Raw genomic sequence first — 22,916 nt, 5'->3', positions numbered from 1 at the left:
CATAGCCGAGGACGCCGGGCAGAGCACCCCAGCGGCGCGTGGCCGCCGGGGGGATCGGTTGTTCAATCGGGCTGGCTGTTGAAGGTGGCTTCGATTGTCTGCCAGTGTTCGTCCAGCCGCTTGCTGGCCAGCGCCGCCTGCGCCTCGGGAATCTGTGACAGGTCGTTGACCGTGGGGTCGATGATGGTCTCCCCCTCGCCGTAGCACAGGTAGGCCATCACATCGCTGTCGCCCCAGAAGAAGGGGTAGACCAGCGCAAAATCATCCGGCAGGATGGCCGTAGCACAACGGTAGTTCCCCAGGTCCACCAGCATGGCCAGCATCGGCAACAGCTCCAGATAGTTTTCGCTGAACTGGGTGATGCCAAAGGTCCAGGTAAAGGTATCAAAATGGTAAGAGGAGAACGCCGCAGCCGACGGCTCATCCAGCCAGGCTTGCACGTAGTCCCGATAGCAGCGGGCGCGTGTGGCCTGGAGCGCATCCTGCGTCAACGCCATCTTGCCGGACATCTCCCGGCTCTGCCACCACGCCTGCCACATCGCATCCAGCACCGGCTGTGACGGCTCGGCCTCCATGAACTGCTCGAACTGCATCGGCATGAAGCTGGCTTTGACAAACAGGGAACGGGGTTCAGACATGGCGGGCCTCTTGAGTATGCCGGGAGGTACATTGAGCGAACGCACAGGCTAACGTGGCTAGCTTAATGAATGCCAAAGGCATGGTTGATTGCTGGGGTGTTTCTGTGAGATTCCATAAACTGTGCGTGACCACGTCGAGATGTCCCCCATGTCAGGCAGCATCATGGTGACACTGGGAGGTATCTTGTATGATGAGGCCTGATTTTAAGTCAGCAGGAGGTCCGCTTGAGGCCAGGCTGGAATCCGGGGCGTCGTAACCGGAATGTGGGTACCAAGGCACATGGCCATGGTAATGACAACAAAATGAAAATCCCCCAGTCGTGGCGGCGGCGCTACTATTTTGAGCGACTGGAATCGGCAGTCACGGTCAAGCGCATGCTGGCCGGGCGTGAAATACTGTTCTTTGTCGAGCCACCACGGCCTGACTGGTTTTATCCCTGCACGGTGGATGATATCTGTACTGTGTTGGAACATTGCCCGCCAGAAGACCTGCGGCTGATTGATTTCATTGTGTTACGCCAGCACACTCGCAAGCAGCGCCTGTTGAGCCCGGTTTGGGGGCGCGCTCAGTATTACTATGATTTGGCCTCCCACTCGGGGTCGGCCATCATGATCGAAGCCCAGTCGCTGGAAACAATACGCTGGTCGGAGGCATCCATTCACCCCGAAAGCCAGCGGGAGCTTGAACGGTTGCGTGCAGATGGCCATACCATTTGTCAGACACGACGTGGCATAGACATTATTCCCAGCCCGGCCTCGTTACGGCATACCCTGCTGTACCGTACTGTGCTGCATGAGCTGGGGCACCATGTGGACTACTTTGACCGTTGCCCGCCGGGTGAGTGGTGGAGCCGCACCTCAAGTTCCAAGGAGGATTTTGCGCACCGCTACGCTGCAGAATGCTACCGGACACTGGAATTGCAGGGCATCGTGCCGTTCGCGCCAAAACTGGAGCAGGATGTTCTGGTGAAGGACGGCTTGGACCCGGCGTGGTTTACTGCACCCTGACCTTGGCTTGACTCAAGGGATAGCACCCGCAAGAACCCGAGCTTTAGCGCGTAGGGCGCAATAAGCAAAGCGCATTGCGCCGCGAGCTTGGACTCGGCGCACGTTATCCTGACTGCCGCTGCCGCGCAATGCGCTGCGCTTATTGCGCCCTACGGATGGTCATGCTGGCTTGGCGCAAGCTGGCGAGGCGGCCAGCAGTTGGCGCGCCTCTTCCTCACCCTGTGCAGCGGCTAGTGTCAGGTAGCGGCAGCCGCTGGCGGTTTGGCCTTCGCGCAGCAAGTCGTTACCCAGCTGGTATTGCCAGGTGGCGATGCCTTTGTCGGCGGCTTGGGTCATCCAGTAGCGTGCTTGCTTGGGATCACCCGGCACCGAGAGCTGATAGTGCTGGATCAGGGCCACCATCGCCTTGCTGTCCCCCGCTTGCGCCAGCTGCAGCTGCTGTGACAGCGCGGCGGGCGAGAGGCTGGGGCCGCGCACATAAAGCTGCTGCCAGCCCCACAGCGCCGCAACAGGCAATACGCACAGCGCGGTCAAGGTATAGCGGTTCCACAAGCGGGAGGAGGCCATGGGGTGTCTTTCAGGTGGGGGTACTGAGCCGCTGCGCCCAGTCCTGCATCACGGCCTCAAACAGCGGGCGGGTGAGGCAGGGCGCATCGACAATGGAAATCAGGTAACGGTGGCCTTGCGGGTCTGGTTGCATCTGCACATGCTGTACGGGCTGCGCGGCGGCTGCCTGCGTGCTCACCTGCAGCATCAGCACCTCATCCCCGCACGCCCAAAGTGCATCCACCGCCGTACACTGCGCCGCCTGCCAGCCCAGCTGTACCAGCAGCGCGGCTTCATCGGCAAACGGGTGCACCGGAATATAACGCCAGCCACACGCCTCATGCCGATAGACCTCATCCGGCGCAAAGCGGGCGCGCTGTTCAAAGTCGGCAAGCAGGGTGGGGTTCATGGTGCAGGCAGCAAGGGCGAAGCGGGCAGCCTATACAAGGCGTGGGCTGGAGGCAAGGGCCAGTATGGGGCATGGATCATGAGGTAGAACCGTCATGCTGTGGTGGGGTGCCTGATACGGATAGCAGCCAGAATATCAGGCTGGAGAGGGTGGTGCTAAGGGTACCCAGCAAGCTGAGGGCACCACAAGCCAGCCAGCTACCCTCTTCGGCCAACAGTGCGAGCAGCAGCAGATAGAATGCAAACAGTACAGCAGCCAGCCCCAGGTGCCGCCAAGTTGTGTTCGACAACCAGTGCAGCAGGTTTGCCCAGCCAGGAGGCTGCGCAGGCTCGGTCAGGGCTTCCAGCAGGATCAGGGCAGCTGCGACGGCAAAGGCAACCCAAAGCAGCACACCTGCCACCAGCGCAAAAACCATCTGGCTGAATACCATGCCGATAAGGCCACCCGCCCGCAGGTAATGCTTCAGCGCTATCAACTGCTCCCGCTTCAGCGCATGGTAGGCCGGGCGGCCCAGCAGCAGCGCCGCCATATAGGCACAGGGCAGCATGGGCCAGAACAAGGGGCCAATGACCGGGTAGGCCAACAGCAAGGGTAGGCCCGGCGCAAGCATGAAACTCAATGCAGCGGGCAATAAAGGTCTGGTCATCCGTCTGATGCATCGTGAGGTGGCAGTGCTGTGGAAATCTGCTTGAGCCGTGGGGCGGCCTGATCATAGCATGGCGCTGCCACAATGTAGGCTGCCACGCGGCCCGATGGCTCAGCCTTGGCTCACACCCGCCGCCAGCGCCACCGAATCAAAATACCGCTGAGGGTTCTGCACAAACGCCTGCGGCATGATGCGGTAATCGGCCAGAGCGGCCTCGACGCGATCCAGCCCGATGGCCTCTGCCCGGCGGTAAGCCTCCAGCCCGTGCGCGATGCGCTCGGCCTTGCTGGAAAAATTCTGAAAGCGGATCGGGTTGCGGCGGCCAAAGTAGGCAAACTCGATCTTGGGCCGCAGCGCCAGCGCCTTGATCAGCGGCCAGTCAAAGCTGAGGAACGCCGCTTTCACCGCTGGTGCCACGATATGATCCTGCTCCCAGCCAAAGAAGGCCGAGAACAGCGCGGCCCGTTCCTCCGGCGCAAACACACTGCCGTGCCGTTGCGAGTCATGGCAGCGACAGAGCAGCGCCGCAAAATCCTGCCCGATCACCGACTCAATCTCCGCCGTGTGCCCATACTGCCTGGTGTAGTAATAGAGGGCATACGATTCGGCACAGACCCGGCGGTTGATATCGCGAAACTGGTGAATAAACCCCGCCAGCGACGCCAGCAGGGCCCGCCGCCGACGTGGCCACAGCACATGCAGCAGCGAAAGCACCTGACCGGCCAACGCCCCTTTCCGATAAAAATCCACCGCATGCAGGCCCACATGAGCCGCAATCAGCGGAAACACATTACGCCCGCCAGAATCCCGATACATATGGTGATAGACCCCGACCCGCTGGCAGAGGTCATCCATGCCGCCCGCCAGTTGCATGCCAAGCTGCCTCAGGTGTTGATAGGCCTCGATCGTCATGATGGCTCCCGGGTGTTTGATTGTTGTGTTTGTAATTTCTGTATTAACAGAAATTAATGTCAGACTATACCAGCACCTGCAGGATTGCAAGGGGTGGGGTGGCTGGCTGGACGCTGCTGTTGCGCTGCGCCATACTGACAGTGAGGTCAGTATCGAGGAGAGTGGTGTGGAGACCTTGCAGGGCTTTATCACCAGCATGTTCTGGATGGCGTATGACCATGCTTTCTGGCTGACGCCGCCGGTGGCGCTCTGCGCGGCGCTGCTGATGCTGCGGCGCGGGCGCAGTGGCCCGCAGTGGCTGGCCGTAACGGGCGCCACGATGGCGGTGGTGGGCGAGGGGTATCGCCTCTTTATGCGCCAAGGCTTCCTCTGGACAGAGACGGGTATTTTCCAGATCAAGATCATCAATACCAGCCTGTTCAATGCCATCGCCATGCGCGCGTTTCCAGAGCTGGGCTTGCTCCTGTTTGTGCTGGGCATCGCATGGCTAGCCTGGCGGCAAGCGCCGGAGGTCGCTGCTTCGCAGACCCGATCAGAACAGGAGAACCACCATGTTTGATGCCATGTTCAGGCTGCTGCGCGTGGGCGGCGAGCTAGCCCACTTAGTGCTGCCTGCCTTCTGCGTCATGCTGGCGGCGCTGGCCTTATGGCGACGCCGCCGGTGGCGGGGCTACGCTGGTGGGGGTGGGGGCCGCGTTGAGCCTGGTGCCGTTCGTGATGAAGCTGATCGGCGGGCCGTGGACCGCCATCTCGCCAATCCATTCGTCCCCCGCCGAAATCGAGCAGCATCACGCTGTACTGTTCTTGTACTGGCAAGGCACGCCGATAGGGTTCATGCTCTGCGCCGCCGGTATGCTGTGGCTGCTGTGGTGCCATCTGTCGCCGCGTGGGCACGGCAGCCGGGCGGATGAAACGCCAGCCGATCGACCACAAAGGGGGCAAGCATGAGTACAAGCGCAACCATCTCATGGTGGATGGCGGGAGCGTATCTGCTGCGCTATGCCGTACCGCTGCTCTGCTGCGCCATGCCGTACCGCTGCTCTGCTGCGCCACCGCCTTGCTGGTGCTGATCCGCAGGCCGGATGGCTGGTCCGCCCTGGTGGGCTTGGGCGCGGTGCTCACACCGATACCCGCTATGATGCTCCTGATCCGGGGGCCAAGACCCCGCTTGAGCGAGCTGCCCTTTCCGGAACGCGTGGCCGATCTGCTGCTGATGCGCGGCCCAGACTACGGCTACCTGCTGTTTAGCATCGGCCTGCTCGGCTTGATATGGGACCACCTGCCCCGGCGGCAGGCTGGGGATCCGTCTTGAGAAGGGGGCGACAAAACCGATTCTCCCGGCAGCCCGGCGGCGACTCGGTTAAAATCCGGGTTTAGCCATGAACCTTGGAGTCTCTGTCCCATGTCCACCTTGCCCCATTGCCCGCAGTGCCAGTCCAGCTATACCTACGAAGATGGGGCGATGTTTGTGTGCCCGGAGTGTGCGCATGAGTGGAGCCGTGAGGCGGTGGCGGAGGTGGTGACGGCACGGGTGTGGAAGGATGCGCACGGCACGGTGCTGAACGATGGGGATACCGTCACCGTGATCAAGGATCTGAAGGTGAAGGGTTCCTCGCTGGTGGTGAAGGTGGGGACCAAGGTGAAGAACATCCGCCTGATCGACGGCGACCATGACATCGACTGCAAGATCGACGGTATCGGTGCCATGCAGTTGAAAACCGAGTTTGTGAAAAAAGCCTGATCCCCCGGCAGCGCTACCATGCCGATCCGGATTTTCCTGGACGACGAACGCGCCACGCCAGCGGGCTGGGTGCGGGCGTGGTGGCCGGATGAGGTGATCACCCTGCTGCAGACCTGCGAGGTGGCGGAGGTGAGCCTGGACCATGATCTGGGCGACGACCAGCGCGGCATGTTTGGTGTCGATGCACTGCACCGAATGGAGGCAGGCGTTCCACATGGATGATCTAAAAGCACACGAGGTCATTAGGCGGGCTGAAGATTTGATAGAGACAGGAGACTGTCAAGCAGCCTATGATTTGTTACTGCCCTTACTCGCAGAAGGCAGGTCAGAGGCGATGTTTTTGTATGCGCAGTTTAGTATTTCAAGGCTAGAGACCGACGATGAATTTGAGCTCCGCAGCTTTAAGCTTTTGCAACAAGCTTCGGAGCGAGGATATGCACCAGCAACTTATGCACTTGGCGTTTGCTTTGAAATGGGAGACCTCGTCGAGCAAGACATCATTAGAGCGTCTGGTTTGTACAAGAGCGCTTCGGATAGTGGATATCCAAAAGCAAAACTGATTCATGGCCTGAATCTGTTTTACGGCTCACTCGGCGTACCTAAAGATGAAGCACAGGGCCTAGCATTAGTAAAACAGGCTATTGCTGAAGGGGTTGAAGGGGCTGCCGAAGCATTGGATCTAATCAAGGCTGCAGGACAGGGCGGAACTTGACTGAATGCTGGGTGCAGAGAGGGCATGACCTTGTGCGCCAGAAATGGAAAAAGCCCCACCCACCCGCTACGCGGGTCGGTGGGGCTTCTGTTTAGCCACGGGTGTTTGCGGCTGCGGGCTGTCTAAGTTGCTTCTATCTGCACATGGATGTGAAGTACCTGCTGCAGATGACAGATGACACCGCCCAGCGTGATGTCTTGGTGGTATAGATCGTGCCACCCGCTGGCCACCCTCGGCAGCCTGATCGCGCCCGATGAGCCGCTGTGGCTACTGGCAGAAGCGGCTGCGCACAAGCAGGTGGGCAGTGTCTGGCTGTAAGAGGGGGAGGCGGCAGTCATCCTCGCCGTCCTGGCGGAGTGCCCGCTGTTTGAGTTCTATCTGGTCTCCCGCAAGATGGACTGGCTGCTGTGCGAGAACCTCCACCGCGTGCTGATCGCCAGCGGCCAGCACGCGGTGGATGCATTATTGCAAGCTCCCGGCTAACCCTCAGCCCGGCTGGCCTTGCTGGCGGCGGGCCGGTTCGTCCTGGTGCAGGAACACCGCGTAGGTGTCCCACGGCATGGTCAGGGTGGTGCCGGGTACCGCAGAGGCCTGCTTGAGCAGCATGCCCACTTCGCCACGGTGATAGGTGTTGTGGGTGACCACATGCGCCAGCATCTCATTGCGGCTCATATAGCCCGCCTCGCCATCGGTAAAGCGGAAGGGCAGCCTCTCCGCCAGCGCTTCGGCGCTCAGGCTGGGCAGGTAATCCAGATACCACTGGTCCAGCGTGGCGTGCGCCGCGCGCAGTGCATCCAGCGCGGGGGTGTCCTTGGTGTTTACTGCGCTGTGCGGCGAGGGCTGGCGCTGCAGGTGGGCCTGGAAAATCTGGTTGATCACCAGACAGTGGTTCATCAGCCGGATGCCCAGATGCCGCTGGTCCTGATGCAATGCCGGCTCCAGCTCACCCAGCGCCCGCAGCATGTCAGCATTGGCCCAGGCCTGATAGCGGAACATCTGGGCATACAAGGGGAGGGCAGACATGGCAGGGCTCGCTTTCGCTGGGGGAAGAAGAGTGGAACATCATAAGGTAGACTGGATGACAGGCGTACTCGTATTTGATGCAATAAGCTGCAGCGTAGCTAAAACGGCGCCGCACCCCTTACCCATAAAGAGCCAGCCATGAGCGACCCCACTCCCAAGCCCGCATTTGACCTCAAAGACTACCGCCAGCCGATGGTGACCTCCATCGGCGTGATCCTCGGCTTTCTGGTTGGCTTCCTCGGCCAGTGGGTGACGGACGAGCATTTCAGCCTCGAGCGGTGGGACGACCGCATCGTGTTTGGCGGCTGCCTTGCCGGCTCGCTCTGCCTCTTCGTCGCCCTCTTCCGCATGCTCGCCATCCTGCCGGACAGCGACATCAAGGCCTACTACCAGCGCACCCTGCGCATCTACCTCGGCGGCGTGGTGCTGGCCTTCAGCGGCATTTTGCTGTCGGTGTTTTTTTGAGGGGGGGCGATGAAAGACCTTGAGTTGGATCTGGATGCGCTCCGACGGGTGATCAATCTCATACTGGACCGCATGGAGCAGGAAGCAGGCAGCAGCCGGGTAGCGGTTACCCTGGATAACTACTGGGATGTATCGTCATTCATGCGCTACGATTTTTCAAAAGTACCGGATGGCCAGACCTTTGAGCATGGCCAGCTTTACCATGACTGGGAATTCTTGACCGCAATCCTGGAGGATGAAACACAGGCCGTGCGGCCAATGCTGATGCATGTGGCCCCCTTGCTGCGGTATCTGGGGGAAAGAGGCTACTAGCGGGCAACCACGCTTTGTCACCTTACGTTTCTGTCGTTCGCGAAATAAGCGATAAGGCTTACTGTGTTGTTACTCCGGCATGTTTTTTTCTTTGATGAAAATTTGCTTGTGTGGTAATAGGTATTTTAGTATATCTGAGCGAATGCTTTCCAAATACTCTGATAGTTTCTCTGGAATAAAGCTGGAGTGGTGGTGAATAAAATTATCCCAGTTTTTAATTTCCTTTGATGCAACTTCTATAATATATTCCCCATCATATTCGTAACAGGCAATGTTGCCATGATTGCTACAAAATTGAGCATATTTGGTTACTACATCATAAATTTCCTCATCGTCAGCTGTTTGCGTATCATTTAAAAATCGCCGCCAGTATCCTGCGATGCATTCATACCATTTGCCGGATTCAAAATATGCTTTGCTTGTATCAGTGTTGGGCGGGTTTTTGCAATATTTTATCAAGTCCCTTAAATCTTCAAAGAAATTTCCCATGTCAGATGAGGGCGTAACTAAAAAACAGCCCTTCTCATTTTCCAGCCAGATATCAGCCTCTGCATAGAAGTAGTCATCCATATTGGGCGGGGGATATTTGCATCCTTCTATTGAGCTGCTGGTGTCAATTAAAAAAATGATATCAAAGCCATTGAATGGTAACCGGTATGTGAGTCGCTCTATATCCATTGTTTCGACTTTCCTGGTATGCTTGTAAATCTTGCATTTTTTGTGGCCATCAATTGCGCCATGGTCAGATTTATCACGCCAAAAACGAGTATATACCTGTCACCTTAAATTTCCTGTTGCTCGCGTAATAAGCGATAAGGCTCGCTGTGCTGTTACTTCGTCATGATTTTTTCTTTGATGAAAATTTGCTTGTGTGGTAATAGGTATTTTAGTATGTCCGAGCGAATATTTTCCAAAAACTCTGATAGTTGCTCTGGGATAAAGCTGGAGTGGTGGTGAATAAAATTATCCCAGCTTTTAAATTCCTTTGACACAACCTCTATAATGCACTCCCCATCATATTCGTAGCAGGCAATGTCGCCATAATTGCTGCTAAATTGAGAGTAAATGATTGTTTTATCATAAAGCTCTTCATCATTAGGATTTTGATCGTCATTTAAAAATCGCCGCCAGTATCCTACGATGCATTCATACCATTTGCCAGATTCAAAATATGCTTTGCTTATGTCAGTATCGGGCGGATTTTTGCAATATTTTATAAAGTCCCTTAACTCTTCAAAGAAATTTCCCATATCATGTGCAGGTGTAACTAAAAAACAGCCCTTCTCATTTTCCAGCCAGATTTCAGCCTCAGCAGAGCAAAAGTCATCTATTTCGGGGAAAGAGAATTTACTTCTTTCTATAGATCGTGTAGTGTCAATTGAGAAAATGATATCAAAACCATTGAATGGCAACCGGTATGTGAGTCGCTCTATATCCATTGTTTCGGCTTTCCTGGTAGGCTTGGAGGTCTTGCATTTGTTGTCATCAATTGCGCCATGGTCAAACTTATCATGCCAAAAACGAAAGTCTGCCAATATGGCATGAAATTTAATTGATCGGTACACGCCAGCTGAAAGGTCATCAAAGCATCAGTAGAATCGCCATATGTTCTTGGTGCGGCCGCGCACGGATTGTGCACTACGGGAGCGCTCAGGGGGAGTGCCCTGTCATGGTAGGGAGTATTCAACCGAATGACCATCACCATTGAAAAGATCAACGAAACCCACATCAGCGGGTTCCACGCCTGCCTGGATGCGGTGGCGCGTGAAGGGCGCTTTCTGGGGCAGACGCAGGCGTCGCCGCTGGAAGCCATCGCGGCCTTTGTGCGTAACAATATTGAGGGCAACTTGCCGCAATACGTGGCCCTGCACCAGCAGGGGGTGGTGGGCTGGTGTGATGCCATTCCGTGCTGGGCGGCCGGGCTGGCGCATCGGGCCGAGCTGGGCATGGGGGTGCTTGCGGCGTACCGGGGGCAGGGCATCGGCACCCGGCTGCTGTCGCATACGCTGGCACACGCCCGCCGCCTCGGCGTACGCCGGGTGGACCTCGAAGTCCGCGCCGACAACGCCAGCGCCATTGCCCTCTACACCGCCGCAGGCTTCCAGCCCGAAGGACGCCGGGCGATGGGGCTGTTCCACCACGGCGCGTTCCACGATACCCTCAATATGGGGCTGATTTTTGAGGGAGGGGCAGCTTGATGGCCCGCATTGAGCACTTGGCGAGTAATACTTCTGGCTACATGATCTGTCTGCACTACGGCGGCAAGGCGCAGTATGCGCTGTGGCTGACAGGTGAGCAGCCGGAGTATCTGCTGATGCACGAAGGGCGGCTGTTGCTGGCAGCCTCACGCGAGGCCTTGCTGCAACTGGTGCCTGAGCATGTCACGCTGATGGAGGTGGAGTCGGTCACGCATTACCATCTGGATGACGTGATGGTGATGATCCGGTCTGCGCGGCCGGCTCGGGTGCCGGACAAAGCCTGGTTCTCCACGATATTGAATGCGTGGAACATGATGGAGGATATCGCCCGCACGCTGGGCTATACCTTGCCACCCTATGCGACGACCAGGCGAAAAGCGGTGGATTGGGCTTACCATCTGCTGTTTTGCGGTGCAGATGTGCTGGACGATCTGTCCGCCGAAGACCGCCAGACTTTGCCATGGCGACGGCGGGATCATGTTGTCACACGGGATTATCTGACCCGCGCCTGGGCACGGTTGCGGCCGCATCTGGCCTTGGAGTCAGACAGGGCGGTGCTGCGCCCTTTCCGCCCGCGCAGGCCACGCCGGGCTTGACGCCTCAGAAGTCCATCCTGTTAGCATGCCTGTTTCATATCCCGCTCAGGAAGAGAACACATCATGATCGTTCATGGCAGCTTTGACATTACCCTGCAACCCTTGGAGCCTGCGTTTGCCGGGCAGGATGGGGTGCAGCTGGGGCGCATGTCGTTCGAGAAGACCTTTCACGGTGAGCTGAGCGCGCAGAGCCGGGGCGAGATGCTGAGCGCCCGCACCGCGGTCGAGGGCGCCGCGGGCTATGTGGCGATCGAACAGGTGAGCGGCAGTCTGAGTGGCAAAACCGGCAGCTTCCTGCTGCAACACTTCGGCACCCGCAGCAGCAGCCACAGCCGTCTGACACTAGAGGTGGTGCCACACTCCGGCAGCGGCGAGCTCAGCGGCCTCGCCGGGCAGATGGTCATCCGCATCGAGGGTGGCCAGCATTATTACGATTTTGACTACACGCTGGATTGAGTGTGAAGGGGTAACCTGGTGGGCATCAAGTTAACGTGGTCTGCCCTGAAACCTTGGCTGGAAGCCCTGCTGATGTTGCTTTACCTCTTGGGGACGGCGTTGGGTGCCATCGCGCTGGTGATGGTGCCCAAGTGTGCAGCCCCTGCTGGTTGGGTGCGCCCTGTGTCAGTGGATGTGCTGCACTGGCTCGCCGTCATTGCGATGGTGGTGGGGTGGGGGCTGGGGACGCAGGGAGAGCGCTGGCGCTGGGCGCGGTTGGGCTTTCTGTGGCTGGTACCGCTGGGTATCGTGTCGGCGGTGGCCTCTCTCTTTGTGTGGGCCTGCAGCATGGGCTGAGGGCGAGGGCAGCGGCCTAGTGGGCGGGTTGGGCGTAGCGGCCCGGGGTGTAGCCGAAGCTGCGAACAAAGCAGCGGGTCATGTGGCTTTGGTCGGCAAAGCCGCTGGCGTGGGCGGCTTCGGATGAGAGTACATCAACGCTGCGGCTGTGCGCCTGCAGGCAGCGAGGTGAGTTAGCCCATAGATGGGGCGTTTGCGTGACGTCTCATTCATTAGTCAAGCGTTTTCGTCCTTTGCGTTGTAATATTCTGCAGCTCACGCTATGGTATTCGCCGCGGCGAGTCTGCGTATGCAGCCGTAAGGGAGTAGCGTTTTTCAATATCAAGCACGATTGGGATTTTAATGCATTTGTCATTTTATTATAAGAAGCTAACCCACAGGATGTCGGGTGCTCTGGTTCTCTTTGCAGCCATGATGCTGACGGGTTGTGCCAACTTCTATGTGGATGGTACGACCAAGGAAGTGCCGGTGTCTGAGATGAAGGCGGTGGCGAATGCCAAGCCTGTCGCCGTGGTGTTCGAGTTTCAAACCAATGGCGTATCGAATGCCATGGGTACCAAGGCATTGAAGGAGATGGTTGTTAAACAAATCTCCGAGAGTGGCTTGTTTTCATCGGTGGAAGGTACACCTAGCGCAAATACACCCATCCTGAATGTGACATTGAATAATGTTGCATTGGTTGATGAGGCGATGCGTAAGGGCTTCTTGACCGGCCTCAGCTTTGGGGCTGCAGGCAACACGGTCACGGATGGCTATATCTGCACGTTGACGTATCTGCCTGCTGGTCAGGTCAAACCTGTCGTCACGACTGCACGCCACGCCATTCATACGGCGCTGGGTAGCGCAGGTGCGCCTCCAGGGGGCATCAAGGTGGGCAGCATTGATGAAGCTGTGACCGTTATGACCCGTGCTATCTTGAGCAATGCGCTGCGCGACTTGTCGCGTGACGCTGGTTTCAATAACTAAAACAAGACAGGGAGTAGAAATTGAAAGTGGTGTTCAGGCATGTCGTAGGTGCAGTGGGTTTGGTCTGGTTGTTGCAGTTAACAGGGTGTATGCAGTTGAGCATGTCACCACCGCAACCCACCATCGCCACTACCAGCAAACTCCGCGCAGCTAGCTTTACCATGATGAAGGTTGGCGCTTTCGCACTGGATGCTGCGAAAGATCCGCAGACGGACAAGGGAATCAGTATTCGGACCAATACGCTGAGCTCCCCGGTAAACGGTGCCTTCAGCCAGCACTTGCGTGAACTGCTGCGTGTGGAGCTACAAGCAGCTGGATTGCTGGATGATGCTTCTCCCGTGGTGATTACAGGTACTCTGCTGGAGCATGATGTCCAGGCGCCTATTGGTAAGGGCAGCGCTGTACTCTCGGCCCGCTTCATTGTGACGTTGGCTGGCGTAGAGCGCTATAAGCGCGACCTGAGGGTGGAGTCTGGCTGGGACTCGCCTTTCCTGGGGGCTGTAGCCATTCCGGGTGCGGTTGGGCAGTATGAAAACCTATACCACAAGCTGGTGGATAAACTGCTGGACGATCCGGATTTCCGCAAGGCAGTTGCCAAGGGCGTATAAGCCACGCCGGTCTGTGAATCAAATGCCCTTCTCGTGAAGGGCATTTTTTATTCATGAGCGTAGCAGCAAGTACGGCAAGGCATGATCGGGATGCATCATGTGTTCAGAGTGTGTCCCTGCCATCAAGGTTGAAATGAATATGCCCAGAGTTAGCTCATGCTTTGGGTGAAAGCTCCTCAGTAGTTCCTCTACTCATCTGGGAATAACGCTGGAGTTGGGATGGTCTTGGTTAGTATGTACGCGCCGACGAGGGCTGCGGCCTAGCGGGCGGGTTGGGCGTAGCGGCCCGGGGTGTAGCCGAAGCTGCGAACAAAGCAGCGGGTCATGTGGCTTTGGTCGGCAAAGCCGCTGGCGTGGGCGGCTTCGGCCAGCGGCATGCCTGCTGCGATCTGCTGGCGTACCCACAGCAGGCGCCGCTGTAGCAGGTAGGCGTGCGGGGTGAGTCCGGTCAGCCGGGTGAAGGCGCGGATCAGCTGAAAGCGGCTCAGGCCCGCCTCTTGCGCCAGCTCGGCCAGCGAGACGGCTTGCAAGGGGGCATCGTCGATGCGGCTGCGGGCGCGCCCGGCGGCGCTGTCGGCAGCGGGGGCAGGGGCCAGCGGGCGGTCCAGCAACTGCGCCAGCAGCAGCGGCAGGGTTTCATCCAGCACCAGCGCATGGTCGCGCCCGCCGGGTTGGCGCACGGTCTGATACAGGGTCTGGAACAGTGCGGCAGCTTGCGTATGGCGCAGTACCGGGAAGGAGAGCTCCGCTGCAGGCAGGGCGCGGTCGGCAGCCATGTCGTCGAGCACGGCCTGCACCCGCTGCGGCGACAGGTAGAGCATGTGCCAGCGCCGCCCTTGCGGGCCTATTGGCTTGCCGTCGTGCACCTCGCCGGGGTTGACGCTGATCAGGTCGCCCGCCGTGGCTTCCACCGGGCCACGTCCACTGGCCGATTGCTGCGCGCCATGCAGCAGCAGGCCAATGCCGTATTGGTCGTGGATGTGCTTGCTGAAGGTGCGGCCAGATGCCGCCTCGACCACTTCCAGGTCCAGACTGGCGATGCGCTGCACCCTGACGGCATGTTCTGCCAAATCGGCCTCCCCGGCCTGCTACGTGCAAACAATTACCTTAATCACAATCGGCAGGGCTGGCAAGGCTGGGCGTCGGCCAGTGGGGCGCTTACTGCTGGCCGCCTTTGTGCGTGAGAGGGGGATGGCCTGCACAAATGGTTTGGCAAGGCTTGGCCGAGCAGCATTTAATGACAGGTTGGGTCATGGGGCGCAAGGGCTGGTTCAAGGATAGGGCGGAGTAAGTGAGCATGGCGATCCACGCAGGTCAAAAATATCGGCGACAGTATGACCATCTGAAGTTCATCTTGCGGGAAAGAGCGCTGTTTCTGCTGGAGGAGCCCATGAAGGGGCTGGAAGACTTTGTTGCGGGGAAGGCGGGGCGGTCACACTTTCTCGTAGGACAGGATTTCCATGATTTGTCGTACTGGCATCTTTGCCATGGCATGTACAGCCTGTTGCGCAATGATCTGGAGGCCGGTCTGGAGGCCAATCGGCTGGCCGCCTGGTATTGCTACTGGTATGCGCAGCTTGAAGTCCAGTTTGTGCGGGTGCAGCGCGTCAGCTTCTACTTCGACTTGCCGCTGGAGCTGTTGCATATGCTGGTGGCCGGGTATGACGAACCCGCGAGCACGCTGCTGACCATACTGGACACCGATCAGCCCCAGCGGCTGGAGTATCTTGGGGGGTACGGAGGGCATACCCCCTATTCAGCAAGACTGCTGCAATGGTTCTCGGGCTACGATGCCCTGCATGGCCGGCATGATGGGGTGCTGCTGCCGTGGTATCAGACCCTGCTGGACCATGCGCTGGAGCCGGATACCGAACGCCTGCTGCCTGCGGTAACGGCGGCATGTGACTGGCACATCCGGCAGACGCGCAACACCACGGATCACACAACCTACTGTTTCGACTCGCCGCCCTACATGCTGTATCCGGTCGAAATCCTGGCCTGGCTGCGCTTGCGGCAGCGGCATGGCCTGGAGGATGGTGACGCCTTTTGTGCTGCTCATCCCTTGATGCAGCTACCCAGCGGTCGGCTGTATGACTATGCGCCTTTTCCGGAAGGCCCGCCGCTCGCCCGAGCTGCACTGCACAAGATGCGGGAACGCTACCCGGGCCTGCCACTGGCGTAAGGTGGAAGGCCTCCCGCTTTGTCCCGACGCAGGAGGCGCTGCACCTTGACGACATGCTCTGCCAAATGGGGTCTCCACAATCACCTTCATGGCAATCGGCAGGTTAGGCCAGCGGCAAGGCCTGTCCGCAGGTGCATGCTCAGGGAATGCGGCGCAGCTTGAGCAGTTTCTTGTTCCAGTCGGCCACGGCTGCCGGTGCAACGCCCAGTACCCGGACATTGACCAGCCAGCCGCTGCGCTCGTAGCTAATATTGGGGAAGGGGCTGACCCCGGCGGGCGGGATTTCATGCAGTGCTTTGTTCGGGTCGCCTGCTGCCGCTTTCCACTGGGTGCCGGGCGGGGTGGACATCTTGCGCCATTGCTCTGCGGTAGGGGCGGGCAGGGGGCCGGCATCGACCAGCAGTTTGAGGTCTTTGCCCTTGTACACGCAGCCTTTGCCGATGATGCCTTCGCCGGGGGTGCCGGCAGCAAAGGTTTGCCCCAGCTGGGCTTTCAGTTCATCTGCGCTGAACGGGCAGACCGGGGCGCTGGCGGCGTGGGCCGTACTGAGCGCGACCAGGCTGCTGATCAGCAGGGCGGTCATGGGCAAGGTTCGTGTGTTCATGGGTGTCCTCCTTGGCGGTATCGGCGGGAGGGATGCCCTCATGCCAAGTATGCAGGCGCTCATCCCTCATCTGCGGATGGTACGGTAGCGTTAATCCATCGGCATATCAAGTCGGTGTCGGGTTGGCTGTTGTTGCAGGTTTGTACTATGCCGTACGTTGCACCCCGCTTTTTACCTGTACGAAAGTCGCGGTCGACCGGTTCCACACAACGCATCAAATGAGAGCTGTTCTATGCTCGTGCTCCCTGTTGGTCGGTGGAGGTGCAGCTTGCGCAACGCCGCTCCTGTGCTGTGATGGTCTGCATGGTTCAGGTTCGGCAATCACATGACACGAGGATTGCTGACCTGCTGTTGTAGCTCGCCCCGGCGTGCTGCACTGCTGCTCTGCAAGCCGGTAACCCCCGACCCTTGCCTGCTTTGGCATCGTACCGTCGTTCTGCCGGTACGCCAGTAGTGTGCTTCCTCCCTTATCCCCCTGGTGCTGACGTGTGGCGTTGGCTGGCCCTGTGTGGCCGCCCACGCCCCTGGGGGAGCGTGCGCCCTGTTGTTCTCCATCGCCGTTAACGCTGTGGGGCCAGAAACGGCCCGGAGATGGAGCAGACATGGTGCGTCCGGCTTTGAGCCCGCGTGAGCGGGCGGTGTTGCTGTGCATGGTGGAGGGGCTTGGCGAGAAGGCGACGGCGCTGCGCCTGCAGATCAGCGTCTACACGGTGAAGGAGTACCGGGCCAGCCTCTACCGCAAGCTGGAGGTGCGCAATGCCACCGAAGCCGTCAGGGTGGCCCGGCAGCAGCTCCTGATCCCGGTGGCGGGCGCTTCCCCCCTGTGCGCCTGAAGGATTGACCCGGCGCGAGCGCGAGGTGGGGTTCTGGCTGGCGCAGGGGTTGAGCAACAAGGAGGTGGCGCGCCAGCTGGGCATCAGTGACCAGACGGTGCGCAAGCATCGGGAGAACCTGTTGCGCAAGCTGGGCTTGAACGATGGCCTGCAGTTACAGCAGTTCGACTGGAGCTGAGCGCTACGGTCAATACGACATCGGAGGGGTGGGGCGGGGGCGGCAATCGGCGCATGCTTGAGCCTCCGTTGCAGCACAAAGCGTTTTCTGGCGTTGCTGTGTTTTGGCGGATTTTATCTTGTTTTAACCACTTTTATGGAGTAATGGACATGCCTAGCTACAAGTTGAACATTGATTTCGCTGCTACCGATCTGGGTACGCTGCTGTCGGCTGGCGAGAATGTGGTGATCACCAAGACGGTGAACGGCAGCGCCGGTTCCTCGGTGGCGTGGGTGAGCTTCAGCCCGCTCGAGCAAAACACGGTGAGCTGGACCGACAGCTACACCCTGTATGCCTCCACCTCCAGCGTGCAGAACGGCGCCACCATCAACATGCTGTCGCAAGCGCCGGGTGCGGAAACCATGCAGCTGCCGTTCACCAACCTCGCCAGCTTCGGTTCAGCCACGCCGGGCCTGACCTTGCCGGTGGACACCTACGGTCTGGTCAACCAGTACCTGCGTCAGCCTGCCATGACCTTTGGCCTGGCACAGGAAGCCAATGTGTCCGGTACCGGCCTGCCTGCCAGCCCGATCAACGCTGCGCTGGTGCCGATGAACCATCAGGCCACCTTCCAGCCGCTGGAAATCATCCAGGTCTTCATGCAGGCCAACATCGACAGCGGCATGGTGCTGACCGAAGTCTACAGCAACACCATCGACCTGACCTTCGGTGCCGGTGTCAATGAGCAGACCATCGTCTACAGCCCGGCAGTGGGTGGTTTCGTGCTGAAGCCGCGCGGCTGATCGTTCAAGGGGACAGCGCCATGTCGTATGCCAGCAAAGTGATTGAACTGGATCTGGGAGTTCTGGCTTCGCCGCAGCAGGACGTCGAGCAGGTCGTATCCTGCATGTTCAATGGTGGTTGGCTGCTGTACGGCAGCTATGTTCTGGACCAGATCCGCGACGGTCACACGCGGGAGCAGGTGTTGCACCTGCTGTTTGTCCGCAAGGAGAAAGACGCGGTCAATCCCATGGCCATACCGTGCCCGGCCTGCGGCGTGCTGCGCTGAGCCCCGCCCCCTTGGGCCCACTCCGGTGGAGTGGGCCGTTTGATGGCTTTGCAATACAAGAAGGACGAATCATGAGTACTTTTACAAGCGATGACGCCGCCACGGCGTTGATCTGCATCCCGGATATGTCGCAGTCGCCCAAAGACCGGGTGGATCAGAAAACACTGGATGCTTACGCAAACAGCGTGGAGTGGAATGCAGCCGTTGTCAGCGATGGCATTGCTGCTGAGCTGGCCAAGAGTACGATCCAGGTGGAGCAAGCACAGGGTATGTGGGTGGTTGCCCTTGATAGTCAAGAGAGTCGTACCATCCAGGCTGCGGCTCCCCTGCAGCTGGATGTAGACCCGCCACCGCAGCGGACCATCTTCAACATCCGCATCAGCTCGCGGGATGTACCCCCCACCGTGAATGCTTTAGCCAATTTCTTTGGGCGCCCTCGCACGGTTGGCGGGCTGATCCTGACCGTGGTGGCGGTTGGCGCTACGGCAGCAGGCTATCAGCTGGCGGTGCGGCGGGTACCCAATCCGCCCTCTGACGCTGCTTAAGCAGATCAAGGCCTTTGGCAGTATTGCCCCACCAGCCTGGCTGGTGGGGTTTTGGCCTGTCCGAAAGTCGAGGTTGCCATTCGGTCGAATTCCGACCGCGACGGTCTGCGCTATGCTCTTGCTGCCCCATTTCGGGTTTGCTGGAGCGTCGTGTGCAACATTATCAATTGACCCTCAATATTGCGCCAAAAGTGCTGGCCACCGTACTGGATGCGGACCTCTCTGTGGTGGTGGCCCGGCAGAACAAGGGCAGCACCGGCCCGCTGCTGGCCTGGGTTGCGTTCAGCCCCTTGCCATCCAACCAGGTGAGCTGGGAAGAAGCGTATTCCCTGTATGCCTCCACCACCGAGGTGTTGTCTAATGATGTGGTGATGGTCCAGGCGCTGCAAGACGCAGCGATGCCGGGCAAGGTCTATCCTTTCGACCGGCACGCCAGTTTTGGTCCGCCCACTGCCGGTGCGGCAGCCGGGCAGTATGCCATCTCCAATAGCTACACCCATGCCCGGATGATGACCTTTGGCCTGGCACAGACAGCGGTGCTGTCTGGCAATGTACAAGCGCCGAGCCCGGTAACGGCGGTCTCCATACTGCAAGAGCAGACGGTCACTTTTACGCCACCAGATACCCTGCTGGTTTTCCTCGCCCGGCCCGTGGAGCCCGGCATGGTGCTGGCACCGGTCTCCCGCCTGCAGGCCAATGTGGCCGAGTACCCCATTGAGGCCATGCAGCAGGGCCTGACGTTGTTTTATAGTGCTGAAACCGGACGATTTGAACCACGCCAACCGTGAGGAACCCAGCATGCCTAGCTACACGTTGAATATTGATTTCTCTGCCGCCGATCTGGGTACGCTGCTGTCGGCAGGCGAGCATGTGGTGATCACCAAGAGGATGAACTGCAGTCCTGGCGCCTCGGTGGCGTGGTTGGCCTTCAGCCCGCAGGCGCAGAACACCGTAAACTGGTCGGAAGACTACACCTTGTACGCGACGATGTCGGGTGAGCATACGGCATCGCCACAGGTACTGGAATGGCAGCGCGGGCAAGCGTTGCCCTGGCCGGTGGCGGGGACGGGGGAGCAGTCACTGGAAGGTGAACCTGCCGCAGTCAATGCCACGGGATGGTCCTTCGCGCTGCAAACCCGGGTGGACGGTGAAACCGTGCTGATTCCGCTGCAAGGGCCTGACTGGCCAGCAGTGGCTACAGCCGGCAGCCTGAGCTGGCAGCCGGGATCGGGCCACGTTGTACTGACCACGGCAGATTGAGCGGCGGACAATACACGTAGCCGCATGCGGCTTGGGGCACATAGCAGGTGCGGCCCCTCGGATTGTGATGACCCACACCCTCGGAGAACATCATGCAGCAGCTGTTTCTGGCATTCTGGAATGTGGAAAACCTGTTTGATCTGGAGACGGCGCCCAGGCTCGACAAGCTGCAGAAAGAAATCGGCAAGAGCCTGCAGGGTTGGGACGATGCGGTGCTGTCCAGCAAGCTGGGCCAACTCTCCAAAGTGATCCGCAGCCTCAATGAGGGCAAGGGGCCGGACGCGCTGGGGGTGTGCGAGGTAGAGAGCGCCGCCGTGCTGGGCAAACTGTGCCAGCGCATTGCTACTGATGGCGGGCGGCAGTACCAGGTGGCGCATGCCGACAGCAACGATGCACGCGGCATTGATGTCGCCTTCCTCTACGACCCGCAGCGCATGCAGGCCGGGGCCACCTTCCAGCACTGGGTGGTCAAACGCAAAGCCACCCGCGACCTGCTGCAAGTGAATTTCACGGTGGACGGCAAGCCGCTGGTGCTGATTGCCAACCACTGGCCGTCCCGCCTGGGCGGGCAGTATGAATCTGAGCCCTACCGCATGACGGCGGGCGAAACGCTGGCCTATTGGCACCAGCGCATTCAGCAAGAATTGGGGCCGCAGGTGGCGGCCGTGGCGATGGGGGATTTCAACGATGAGCCCTTCAACCGCTCGCTGCAGGAGTACGCGCTGGCGGTGAACGACCGCGACACCGTGCTGAACGGACGCAACCCCTACTGGCTGAACCTGATGTGGCCGCTGCTGGCCACAGGGCAGGGCAGCCATTACTACGATGGCTGGGGCATGCTGGACCAGATGCTGGTCAGCAAGGGCGTGGTGAATGGGCAAAGCGGCTGGCGGGTGGAAATGCCATGCCGTATCGAAGGACAAGGCCTGATGGCGCAAAGCAACCGCCAACCGCACCGCTTCGGGCTGGAACCCGGCAAGCGCGACCTCAACGGCTTCAGCGATCACTTTCCAGTGAGCCTGACCTTGCAGCGGGTGGGGTGAGGCATCAGGGGGCGATGGTCCAGCGCAGGTCGCAGTTTAGCTTGGCCAGCAGCTGCTGCGGTACCTTCTTGCGGTAGAGTTCGGCCAGTGCCTTGTTGAAAGCCTTGAGGATGGCGGGGCTGGCCGGGCGCTGGCGGCTTAGCATCAGGTGGGTGGTGAATTGATCGGTCATCCGCTTGGGGTGCGCGGCCAGTTGCTGGATCTGTGCAGCGGAAAACTGCTTGTGCAGCAGAAAGCAGGCCACATTGCGCTCAATCGGCAGCAGGTCCACCCGTTTGTACAGCAGCTTGCGCAGGCCGGAGAGGTCATCCGGGGTGGTATCACCCTTTAACTTGCCTTCCGTCAGCAGCTTGCGGAAGGCGGGGGTGTAGGTGTAGTCCGGTATCACGGCGATGGTATAAGGGGCCAGATCGGCCTCGCTGTGCCAGTCAAATGGCATGTCCTTGCGGTGCAGGAAGACCCACTGCTCGGTCAGCACATTATCACTCAGCCAGAAATCCCGCACCCGATCTGTCGTCTTGCCCCAATAAGCCGTCCCATCCCATCGACCAAGTCGGGTTTCCACCTGGGCGCGGCTCCATGGCATGAAGTGGTATTGCACATCATAACCCGCCTGATCGAACGCCTGACGGATCAGCGCCAGCACCACGCCTTGGTCCGGGCGGGATTCCGTCGCATAGGGCGGCAGCTCTCCGGTAGCCAGATGCAGGGTGGTCCGCGCCTGTGCGCCCACCGGCAGCCAGGCTAGGCAACCATACAGCAAGCCAGACAGCCAAAGCATCAAACGGGTCGGCATGGTCTCATCAAGGTAGTGAGCAGATGTCCCTTTACTGGAACACCTCATCCAGGAAGGTGCGCATCGCCGCAAATGAACGCCGGTCGGCATTGGCATTATAGGCCGAGCCCTTGCTGATGTCGTTGCCAGCGGTGGGCAGGGTAAAGGCATGCACCGCGCCGCTGTAGGCAATGAATTGATAGTCCACCCCGGCGTTATTCATTTCCTGCTGGAAGCCACGCACTTGATCGGCGTTCACCGCTGGGTCCAGCGCGCCATGCAGCACCAGTACCTTGCCCTTGATGTTACGGGCGTCTTCTGGTGTCGGGCTGCTCAGGCTGCCGTGAAAGGTGATGGCGCCGACAATCGGTGCGCCGCTGCGTGCCAGCTCCAGCGCACCCATGCCACCAAAGCAGTAGCCCATGGCCGCGATCCGGCTGCGGTCTACTTCCGGGCGGGCCTGCAGCCAGTCCAGTGCTGCCTGCATGCGCGCACGGTACAGCGGCCGGTTGCCGCCAAACTGGCTGGACACCGCCCGCGCATCCGGGCCGCTGGCTGGGCGCACGCCCTTGCCATAGATATCTGCTGCAAAGGCCACATAGCCCAGCTCGGCCAGCTGGCGGGCGCGGCCTTTCACATAGTCACCCACCCCGGTCCAGTCATGCACGATGATCACCGCCGGGCTGTTGCGGTTGGCCTTGTCCGGCCACGCCACATAGCCCTCCAGTACCGCATCACCTTGCCGGTAGAGCACCGTCTCGGTTTGCACCGCATGTGCTGTGATGACGGCCAGACAGGCCAGCAGGAAACCACTTAATCGCTTGAACATGATCGTCTCTCCTTGGCTCATTTAATCAGCATAGCAGGGTACGAAGT

Annotated in this window: 37 protein-coding genes and 2 pseudogenes; 26 read left to right on the top strand and 13 right to left on the bottom strand. The window is 59.4% G+C overall.

Features of this window, described 5'->3' with window-relative positions:
* Positions 1-62: 62 nt before the first annotated feature.
* Positions 63-638, bottom strand: a complete 576-nt coding sequence (locus ACE3O2_RS00195) for a hypothetical protein (RefSeq protein ID WP_374334289.1) — start codon at positions 636-638, stop codon at positions 63-65.
* A 303-nt stretch (positions 639-941) separates the two neighbouring features.
* On the opposite strand from ACE3O2_RS00195, the gene ACE3O2_RS00190 reads away from it, so the two are divergent.
* Entirely contained in the window at positions 942-1,646 is a 705-nt protein-coding gene (locus ACE3O2_RS00190; RefSeq protein ID WP_374334288.1) for a hypothetical protein, read from the top strand.
* 159 nt (positions 1,647-1,805) lie between these two features.
* Here the strand turns inward: ACE3O2_RS00190 and ACE3O2_RS00185 are convergent, their stop codons facing one another.
* The 4 genes from ACE3O2_RS00185 to ACE3O2_RS00170 all read right to left on the bottom strand — a co-directional run bounded on the left by ACE3O2_RS00185 (position 1,806) and on the right by ACE3O2_RS00170 (position 4,159).
* The gene (locus ACE3O2_RS00185; RefSeq protein WP_374334287.1) at positions 1,806-2,213 is read right to left on the bottom strand and encodes a hypothetical protein; all 408 of its coding nucleotides are present in this window, start codon (positions 2,211-2,213) and stop codon (positions 1,806-1,808) included.
* Positions 2,214-2,223: 10 nt separating this feature from the next.
* Entirely contained in the window at positions 2,224-2,601 is a 378-nt protein-coding gene (locus ACE3O2_RS00180; RefSeq protein ID WP_374334286.1) for a hypothetical protein, read from the bottom strand.
* A gap of 76 nt (positions 2,602-2,677) precedes the next feature.
* Positions 2,678-3,211 (bottom strand): hypothetical protein, encoded by a 534-nt coding sequence (locus ACE3O2_RS00175; protein WP_374334285.1) that lies wholly within the window; start codon positions 3,209-3,211, stop codon positions 2,678-2,680.
* A 147-nt stretch (positions 3,212-3,358) separates the two neighbouring features.
* A complete protein-coding gene (locus ACE3O2_RS00170; protein WP_374334284.1) occupies positions 3,359-4,159 on the bottom strand; it encodes a hypothetical protein in 801 nt (266 codons plus the stop codon).
* A gap of 25 nt (positions 4,160-4,184) precedes the next feature.
* On the opposite strand from ACE3O2_RS00170, the gene ACE3O2_RS00165 reads away from it, so the two are divergent.
* The 8 genes and pseudogenes from ACE3O2_RS00165 to ACE3O2_RS00130 all read left to right on the top strand — a co-directional run.
* Positions 4,185-4,718, top strand: a complete 534-nt coding sequence (locus ACE3O2_RS00165; protein ID WP_374334283.1) for a hypothetical protein — start codon at positions 4,185-4,187, stop codon at positions 4,716-4,718.
* 155 nt (positions 4,719-4,873) lie between these two features.
* Complete coding sequence (locus ACE3O2_RS00160) at positions 4,874-5,107, top strand: hypothetical protein (protein ID WP_374334282.1); 234 nt, start codon at positions 4,874-4,876, stop codon at positions 5,105-5,107.
* Positions 5,067-5,471: a hypothetical protein gene (locus ACE3O2_RS00155; protein WP_374334281.1), complete on the top strand. Its 405-nt coding sequence runs from the start codon at positions 5,067-5,069 to the stop codon at positions 5,469-5,471. Before ACE3O2_RS00160 ends, ACE3O2_RS00155 begins: the two co-directional genes overlap by 41 nt.
* Before the next feature lie 90 nt (positions 5,472-5,561).
* Positions 5,562-5,900: a zinc ribbon domain-containing protein YjdM gene (locus ACE3O2_RS00150; protein ID WP_374334280.1), complete on the top strand. Its 339-nt coding sequence runs from the start codon at positions 5,562-5,564 to the stop codon at positions 5,898-5,900.
* A gap of 18 nt (positions 5,901-5,918) precedes the next feature.
* Positions 5,919-6,122: a cyclic-phosphate processing receiver domain-containing protein gene (locus tag ACE3O2_RS00145; RefSeq protein ID WP_374334279.1), complete on the top strand. Its 204-nt coding sequence runs from the start codon at positions 5,919-5,921 to the stop codon at positions 6,120-6,122.
* The gene (locus ACE3O2_RS00140; protein WP_374334278.1) at positions 6,115-6,612 is read left to right on the top strand and encodes a tetratricopeptide repeat protein; all 498 of its coding nucleotides are present in this window, start codon (positions 6,115-6,117) and stop codon (positions 6,610-6,612) included. Before ACE3O2_RS00145 ends, ACE3O2_RS00140 begins: the two co-directional genes overlap by 8 nt.
* 174 nt (positions 6,613-6,786) lie before the next feature.
* Positions 6,787-6,930 carry a hypothetical protein gene (locus ACE3O2_RS00135; protein ID WP_374334277.1) on the top strand — a complete coding sequence of 48 codons (144 nt, stop codon included), beginning with the start codon at positions 6,787-6,789 and terminating at the stop codon, positions 6,928-6,930.
* A 12-nt stretch (positions 6,931-6,942) separates the two neighbouring features.
* Positions 6,943-7,095: pseudogene (locus ACE3O2_RS00130) on the top strand (DUF6756 family protein); the annotation flags it as partial.
* A gap of 3 nt (positions 7,096-7,098) precedes the next feature.
* Here the strand turns inward: ACE3O2_RS00130 and ACE3O2_RS00125 are convergent.
* A complete protein-coding gene (locus ACE3O2_RS00125; RefSeq protein WP_374334276.1) occupies positions 7,099-7,635 on the bottom strand; it encodes a DinB family protein in 537 nt (178 codons plus the stop codon).
* A gap of 138 nt (positions 7,636-7,773) precedes the next feature.
* Between ACE3O2_RS00125 and ACE3O2_RS00120 the strand changes: the two genes are divergently transcribed.
* Together ACE3O2_RS00120 and ACE3O2_RS00115 are read left to right on the top strand one after the other, a co-directional pair.
* Positions 7,774-8,100, top strand: a complete 327-nt coding sequence (locus ACE3O2_RS00120; protein WP_374334275.1) for a hypothetical protein — start codon at positions 7,774-7,776, stop codon at positions 8,098-8,100.
* A 9-nt stretch (positions 8,101-8,109) separates the two neighbouring features.
* Positions 8,110-8,412: a hypothetical protein gene (locus ACE3O2_RS00115; RefSeq protein WP_374334274.1), complete on the top strand. Its 303-nt coding sequence runs from the start codon at positions 8,110-8,112 to the stop codon at positions 8,410-8,412.
* A gap of 69 nt (positions 8,413-8,481) precedes the next feature.
* Here ACE3O2_RS00115 and ACE3O2_RS00110 read toward each other — a convergent pair whose 3' ends face one another.
* Both ACE3O2_RS00110 and ACE3O2_RS00105 read right to left on the bottom strand, forming a co-directional pair.
* Entirely contained in the window at positions 8,482-9,090 is a 609-nt protein-coding gene (locus ACE3O2_RS00110; RefSeq protein ID WP_374334273.1) for a hypothetical protein, read from the bottom strand.
* A 152-nt stretch (positions 9,091-9,242) separates the two neighbouring features.
* On the bottom strand, positions 9,243-9,947 hold the full coding sequence (locus tag ACE3O2_RS00105; RefSeq protein ID WP_374334272.1) for a hypothetical protein: 705 nt from the start codon (positions 9,945-9,947) through the stop codon (positions 9,243-9,245).
* Positions 9,948-10,103: 156 nt separating this feature from the next.
* Between ACE3O2_RS00105 and ACE3O2_RS00100 the strand changes: the two genes are divergently transcribed.
* The 4 genes from ACE3O2_RS00100 to ACE3O2_RS00085 all read left to right on the top strand — a co-directional run bounded on the left by ACE3O2_RS00100 (position 10,104) and on the right by ACE3O2_RS00085 (position 11,998).
* Complete coding sequence (locus ACE3O2_RS00100) at positions 10,104-10,610, top strand: N-acetyltransferase family protein (protein WP_374334271.1); 507 nt, start codon at positions 10,104-10,106, stop codon at positions 10,608-10,610.
* On the top strand, positions 10,607-11,206 hold the full coding sequence (locus ACE3O2_RS00095; RefSeq protein ID WP_374334270.1) for a hypothetical protein: 600 nt from the start codon (positions 10,607-10,609) through the stop codon (positions 11,204-11,206). The genes ACE3O2_RS00100 and ACE3O2_RS00095 overlap by 4 nt, the downstream gene beginning before the upstream one ends.
* 63 nt (positions 11,207-11,269) lie before the next feature.
* Entirely contained in the window at positions 11,270-11,662 is a 393-nt protein-coding gene (locus ACE3O2_RS00090; RefSeq protein WP_374334269.1) for a DUF3224 domain-containing protein, read from the top strand.
* An 18-nt stretch (positions 11,663-11,680) separates the two neighbouring features.
* Positions 11,681-11,998: a hypothetical protein gene (locus ACE3O2_RS00085; protein ID WP_374334268.1), complete on the top strand. Its 318-nt coding sequence runs from the start codon at positions 11,681-11,683 to the stop codon at positions 11,996-11,998.
* A gap of 16 nt (positions 11,999-12,014) precedes the next feature.
* Here the strand turns inward: ACE3O2_RS00085 and ACE3O2_RS00080 are convergent.
* Positions 12,015-12,182, bottom strand: a pseudogene (locus ACE3O2_RS00080) (helix-turn-helix domain-containing protein); the annotation flags it as partial.
* A 197-nt stretch (positions 12,183-12,379) separates the two neighbouring features.
* Between ACE3O2_RS00080 and ACE3O2_RS00075 the strand changes: the two are divergent.
* The gene (locus ACE3O2_RS00075; RefSeq protein WP_374334267.1) at positions 12,380-12,964 is read left to right on the top strand and encodes a hypothetical protein; all 585 of its coding nucleotides are present in this window, start codon (positions 12,380-12,382) and stop codon (positions 12,962-12,964) included.
* A gap of 101 nt (positions 12,965-13,065) precedes the next feature.
* The gene (locus ACE3O2_RS00070) at positions 13,066-13,572 is read left to right on the top strand and encodes a hypothetical protein (protein ID WP_205881886.1); all 507 of its coding nucleotides are present in this window, start codon (positions 13,066-13,068) and stop codon (positions 13,570-13,572) included.
* A 260-nt stretch (positions 13,573-13,832) separates the two neighbouring features.
* Here the strand turns inward: ACE3O2_RS00070 and ACE3O2_RS00065 are convergent, their stop codons facing one another.
* Positions 13,833-14,642, bottom strand: a complete 810-nt coding sequence (locus tag ACE3O2_RS00065; RefSeq protein WP_374334266.1) for an AraC family transcriptional regulator — start codon at positions 14,640-14,642, stop codon at positions 13,833-13,835.
* Positions 14,643-14,869: 227 nt separating this feature from the next.
* Between ACE3O2_RS00065 and ACE3O2_RS00060 the strand changes: the two genes are divergently transcribed.
* Positions 14,870-15,754 (top strand): hypothetical protein, encoded by an 885-nt coding sequence (locus tag ACE3O2_RS00060; RefSeq protein ID WP_374334265.1) that lies wholly within the window; start codon positions 14,870-14,872, stop codon positions 15,752-15,754.
* A gap of 139 nt (positions 15,755-15,893) precedes the next feature.
* On the opposite strand, the gene ACE3O2_RS00055 is transcribed toward ACE3O2_RS00060, so the two are convergent.
* Entirely contained in the window at positions 15,894-16,358 is a 465-nt protein-coding gene (locus ACE3O2_RS00055; protein ID WP_374334264.1) for a hypothetical protein, read from the bottom strand.
* A gap of 602 nt (positions 16,359-16,960) precedes the next feature.
* Between ACE3O2_RS00055 and ACE3O2_RS00050 the strand changes: the two genes are divergently transcribed.
* From ACE3O2_RS00050 to ACE3O2_RS00015, 8 genes are all read left to right on the top strand, one after another.
* Positions 16,961-17,191, top strand: coding sequence for a response regulator transcription factor (locus tag ACE3O2_RS00050; RefSeq protein WP_374334263.1), 231 nt, complete (start codon positions 16,961-16,963; stop codon positions 17,189-17,191).
* A 4-nt stretch (positions 17,192-17,195) separates the two neighbouring features.
* Positions 17,196-17,369 (top strand): response regulator transcription factor, encoded by a 174-nt coding sequence (locus ACE3O2_RS00045; protein ID WP_374334262.1) that lies wholly within the window; start codon positions 17,196-17,198, stop codon positions 17,367-17,369.
* Between the two features lie 149 nt (positions 17,370-17,518).
* The gene (locus tag ACE3O2_RS00040; protein WP_374334261.1) at positions 17,519-18,151 is read left to right on the top strand and encodes a hypothetical protein; all 633 of its coding nucleotides are present in this window, start codon (positions 17,519-17,521) and stop codon (positions 18,149-18,151) included.
* Positions 18,152-18,171: 20 nt separating this feature from the next.
* Entirely contained in the window at positions 18,172-18,417 is a 246-nt protein-coding gene (locus ACE3O2_RS00035; RefSeq protein ID WP_168875857.1) for a hypothetical protein, read from the top strand.
* 71 nt (positions 18,418-18,488) lie between these two features.
* Complete coding sequence (locus ACE3O2_RS00030) at positions 18,489-18,962, top strand: hypothetical protein (protein ID WP_168875856.1); 474 nt, start codon at positions 18,489-18,491, stop codon at positions 18,960-18,962.
* A gap of 152 nt (positions 18,963-19,114) precedes the next feature.
* Positions 19,115-19,750 (top strand): hypothetical protein, encoded by a 636-nt coding sequence (locus ACE3O2_RS00025; RefSeq protein ID WP_374334260.1) that lies wholly within the window; start codon positions 19,115-19,117, stop codon positions 19,748-19,750.
* A gap of 10 nt (positions 19,751-19,760) precedes the next feature.
* Positions 19,761-20,222: a hypothetical protein gene (locus tag ACE3O2_RS00020; RefSeq protein ID WP_374334259.1), complete on the top strand. Its 462-nt coding sequence runs from the start codon at positions 19,761-19,763 to the stop codon at positions 20,220-20,222.
* 92 nt (positions 20,223-20,314) lie between these two features.
* A complete protein-coding gene (locus tag ACE3O2_RS00015) occupies positions 20,315-21,265 on the top strand; it encodes an endonuclease/exonuclease/phosphatase family protein (protein ID WP_374334258.1) in 951 nt (316 codons plus the stop codon).
* 4 nt (positions 21,266-21,269) lie between these two features.
* Here ACE3O2_RS00015 and ACE3O2_RS00010 read toward each other — a convergent pair whose 3' ends face one another.
* Both ACE3O2_RS00010 and ACE3O2_RS00005 read right to left on the bottom strand, forming a co-directional pair.
* Complete coding sequence (locus ACE3O2_RS00010; RefSeq protein WP_374334257.1) at positions 21,270-22,061, bottom strand: substrate-binding periplasmic protein; 792 nt, start codon at positions 22,059-22,061, stop codon at positions 21,270-21,272.
* A gap of 31 nt (positions 22,062-22,092) precedes the next feature.
* The gene (locus tag ACE3O2_RS00005) at positions 22,093-22,869 is read right to left on the bottom strand and encodes a dienelactone hydrolase family protein (protein ID WP_374334256.1); all 777 of its coding nucleotides are present in this window, start codon (positions 22,867-22,869) and stop codon (positions 22,093-22,095) included.
* Between the last annotated feature and the right edge of the window lie 47 nt (positions 22,870-22,916).

The organism is Leeia sp. (assembly GCF_041909055.1).
GTDB classification, from domain to species: Bacteria; Pseudomonadota; Gammaproteobacteria; order Burkholderiales; family Leeiaceae; genus Leeia; species Leeia aquatica.
This window is presented reverse-complemented; position numbering and strand designations above follow the sequence as displayed.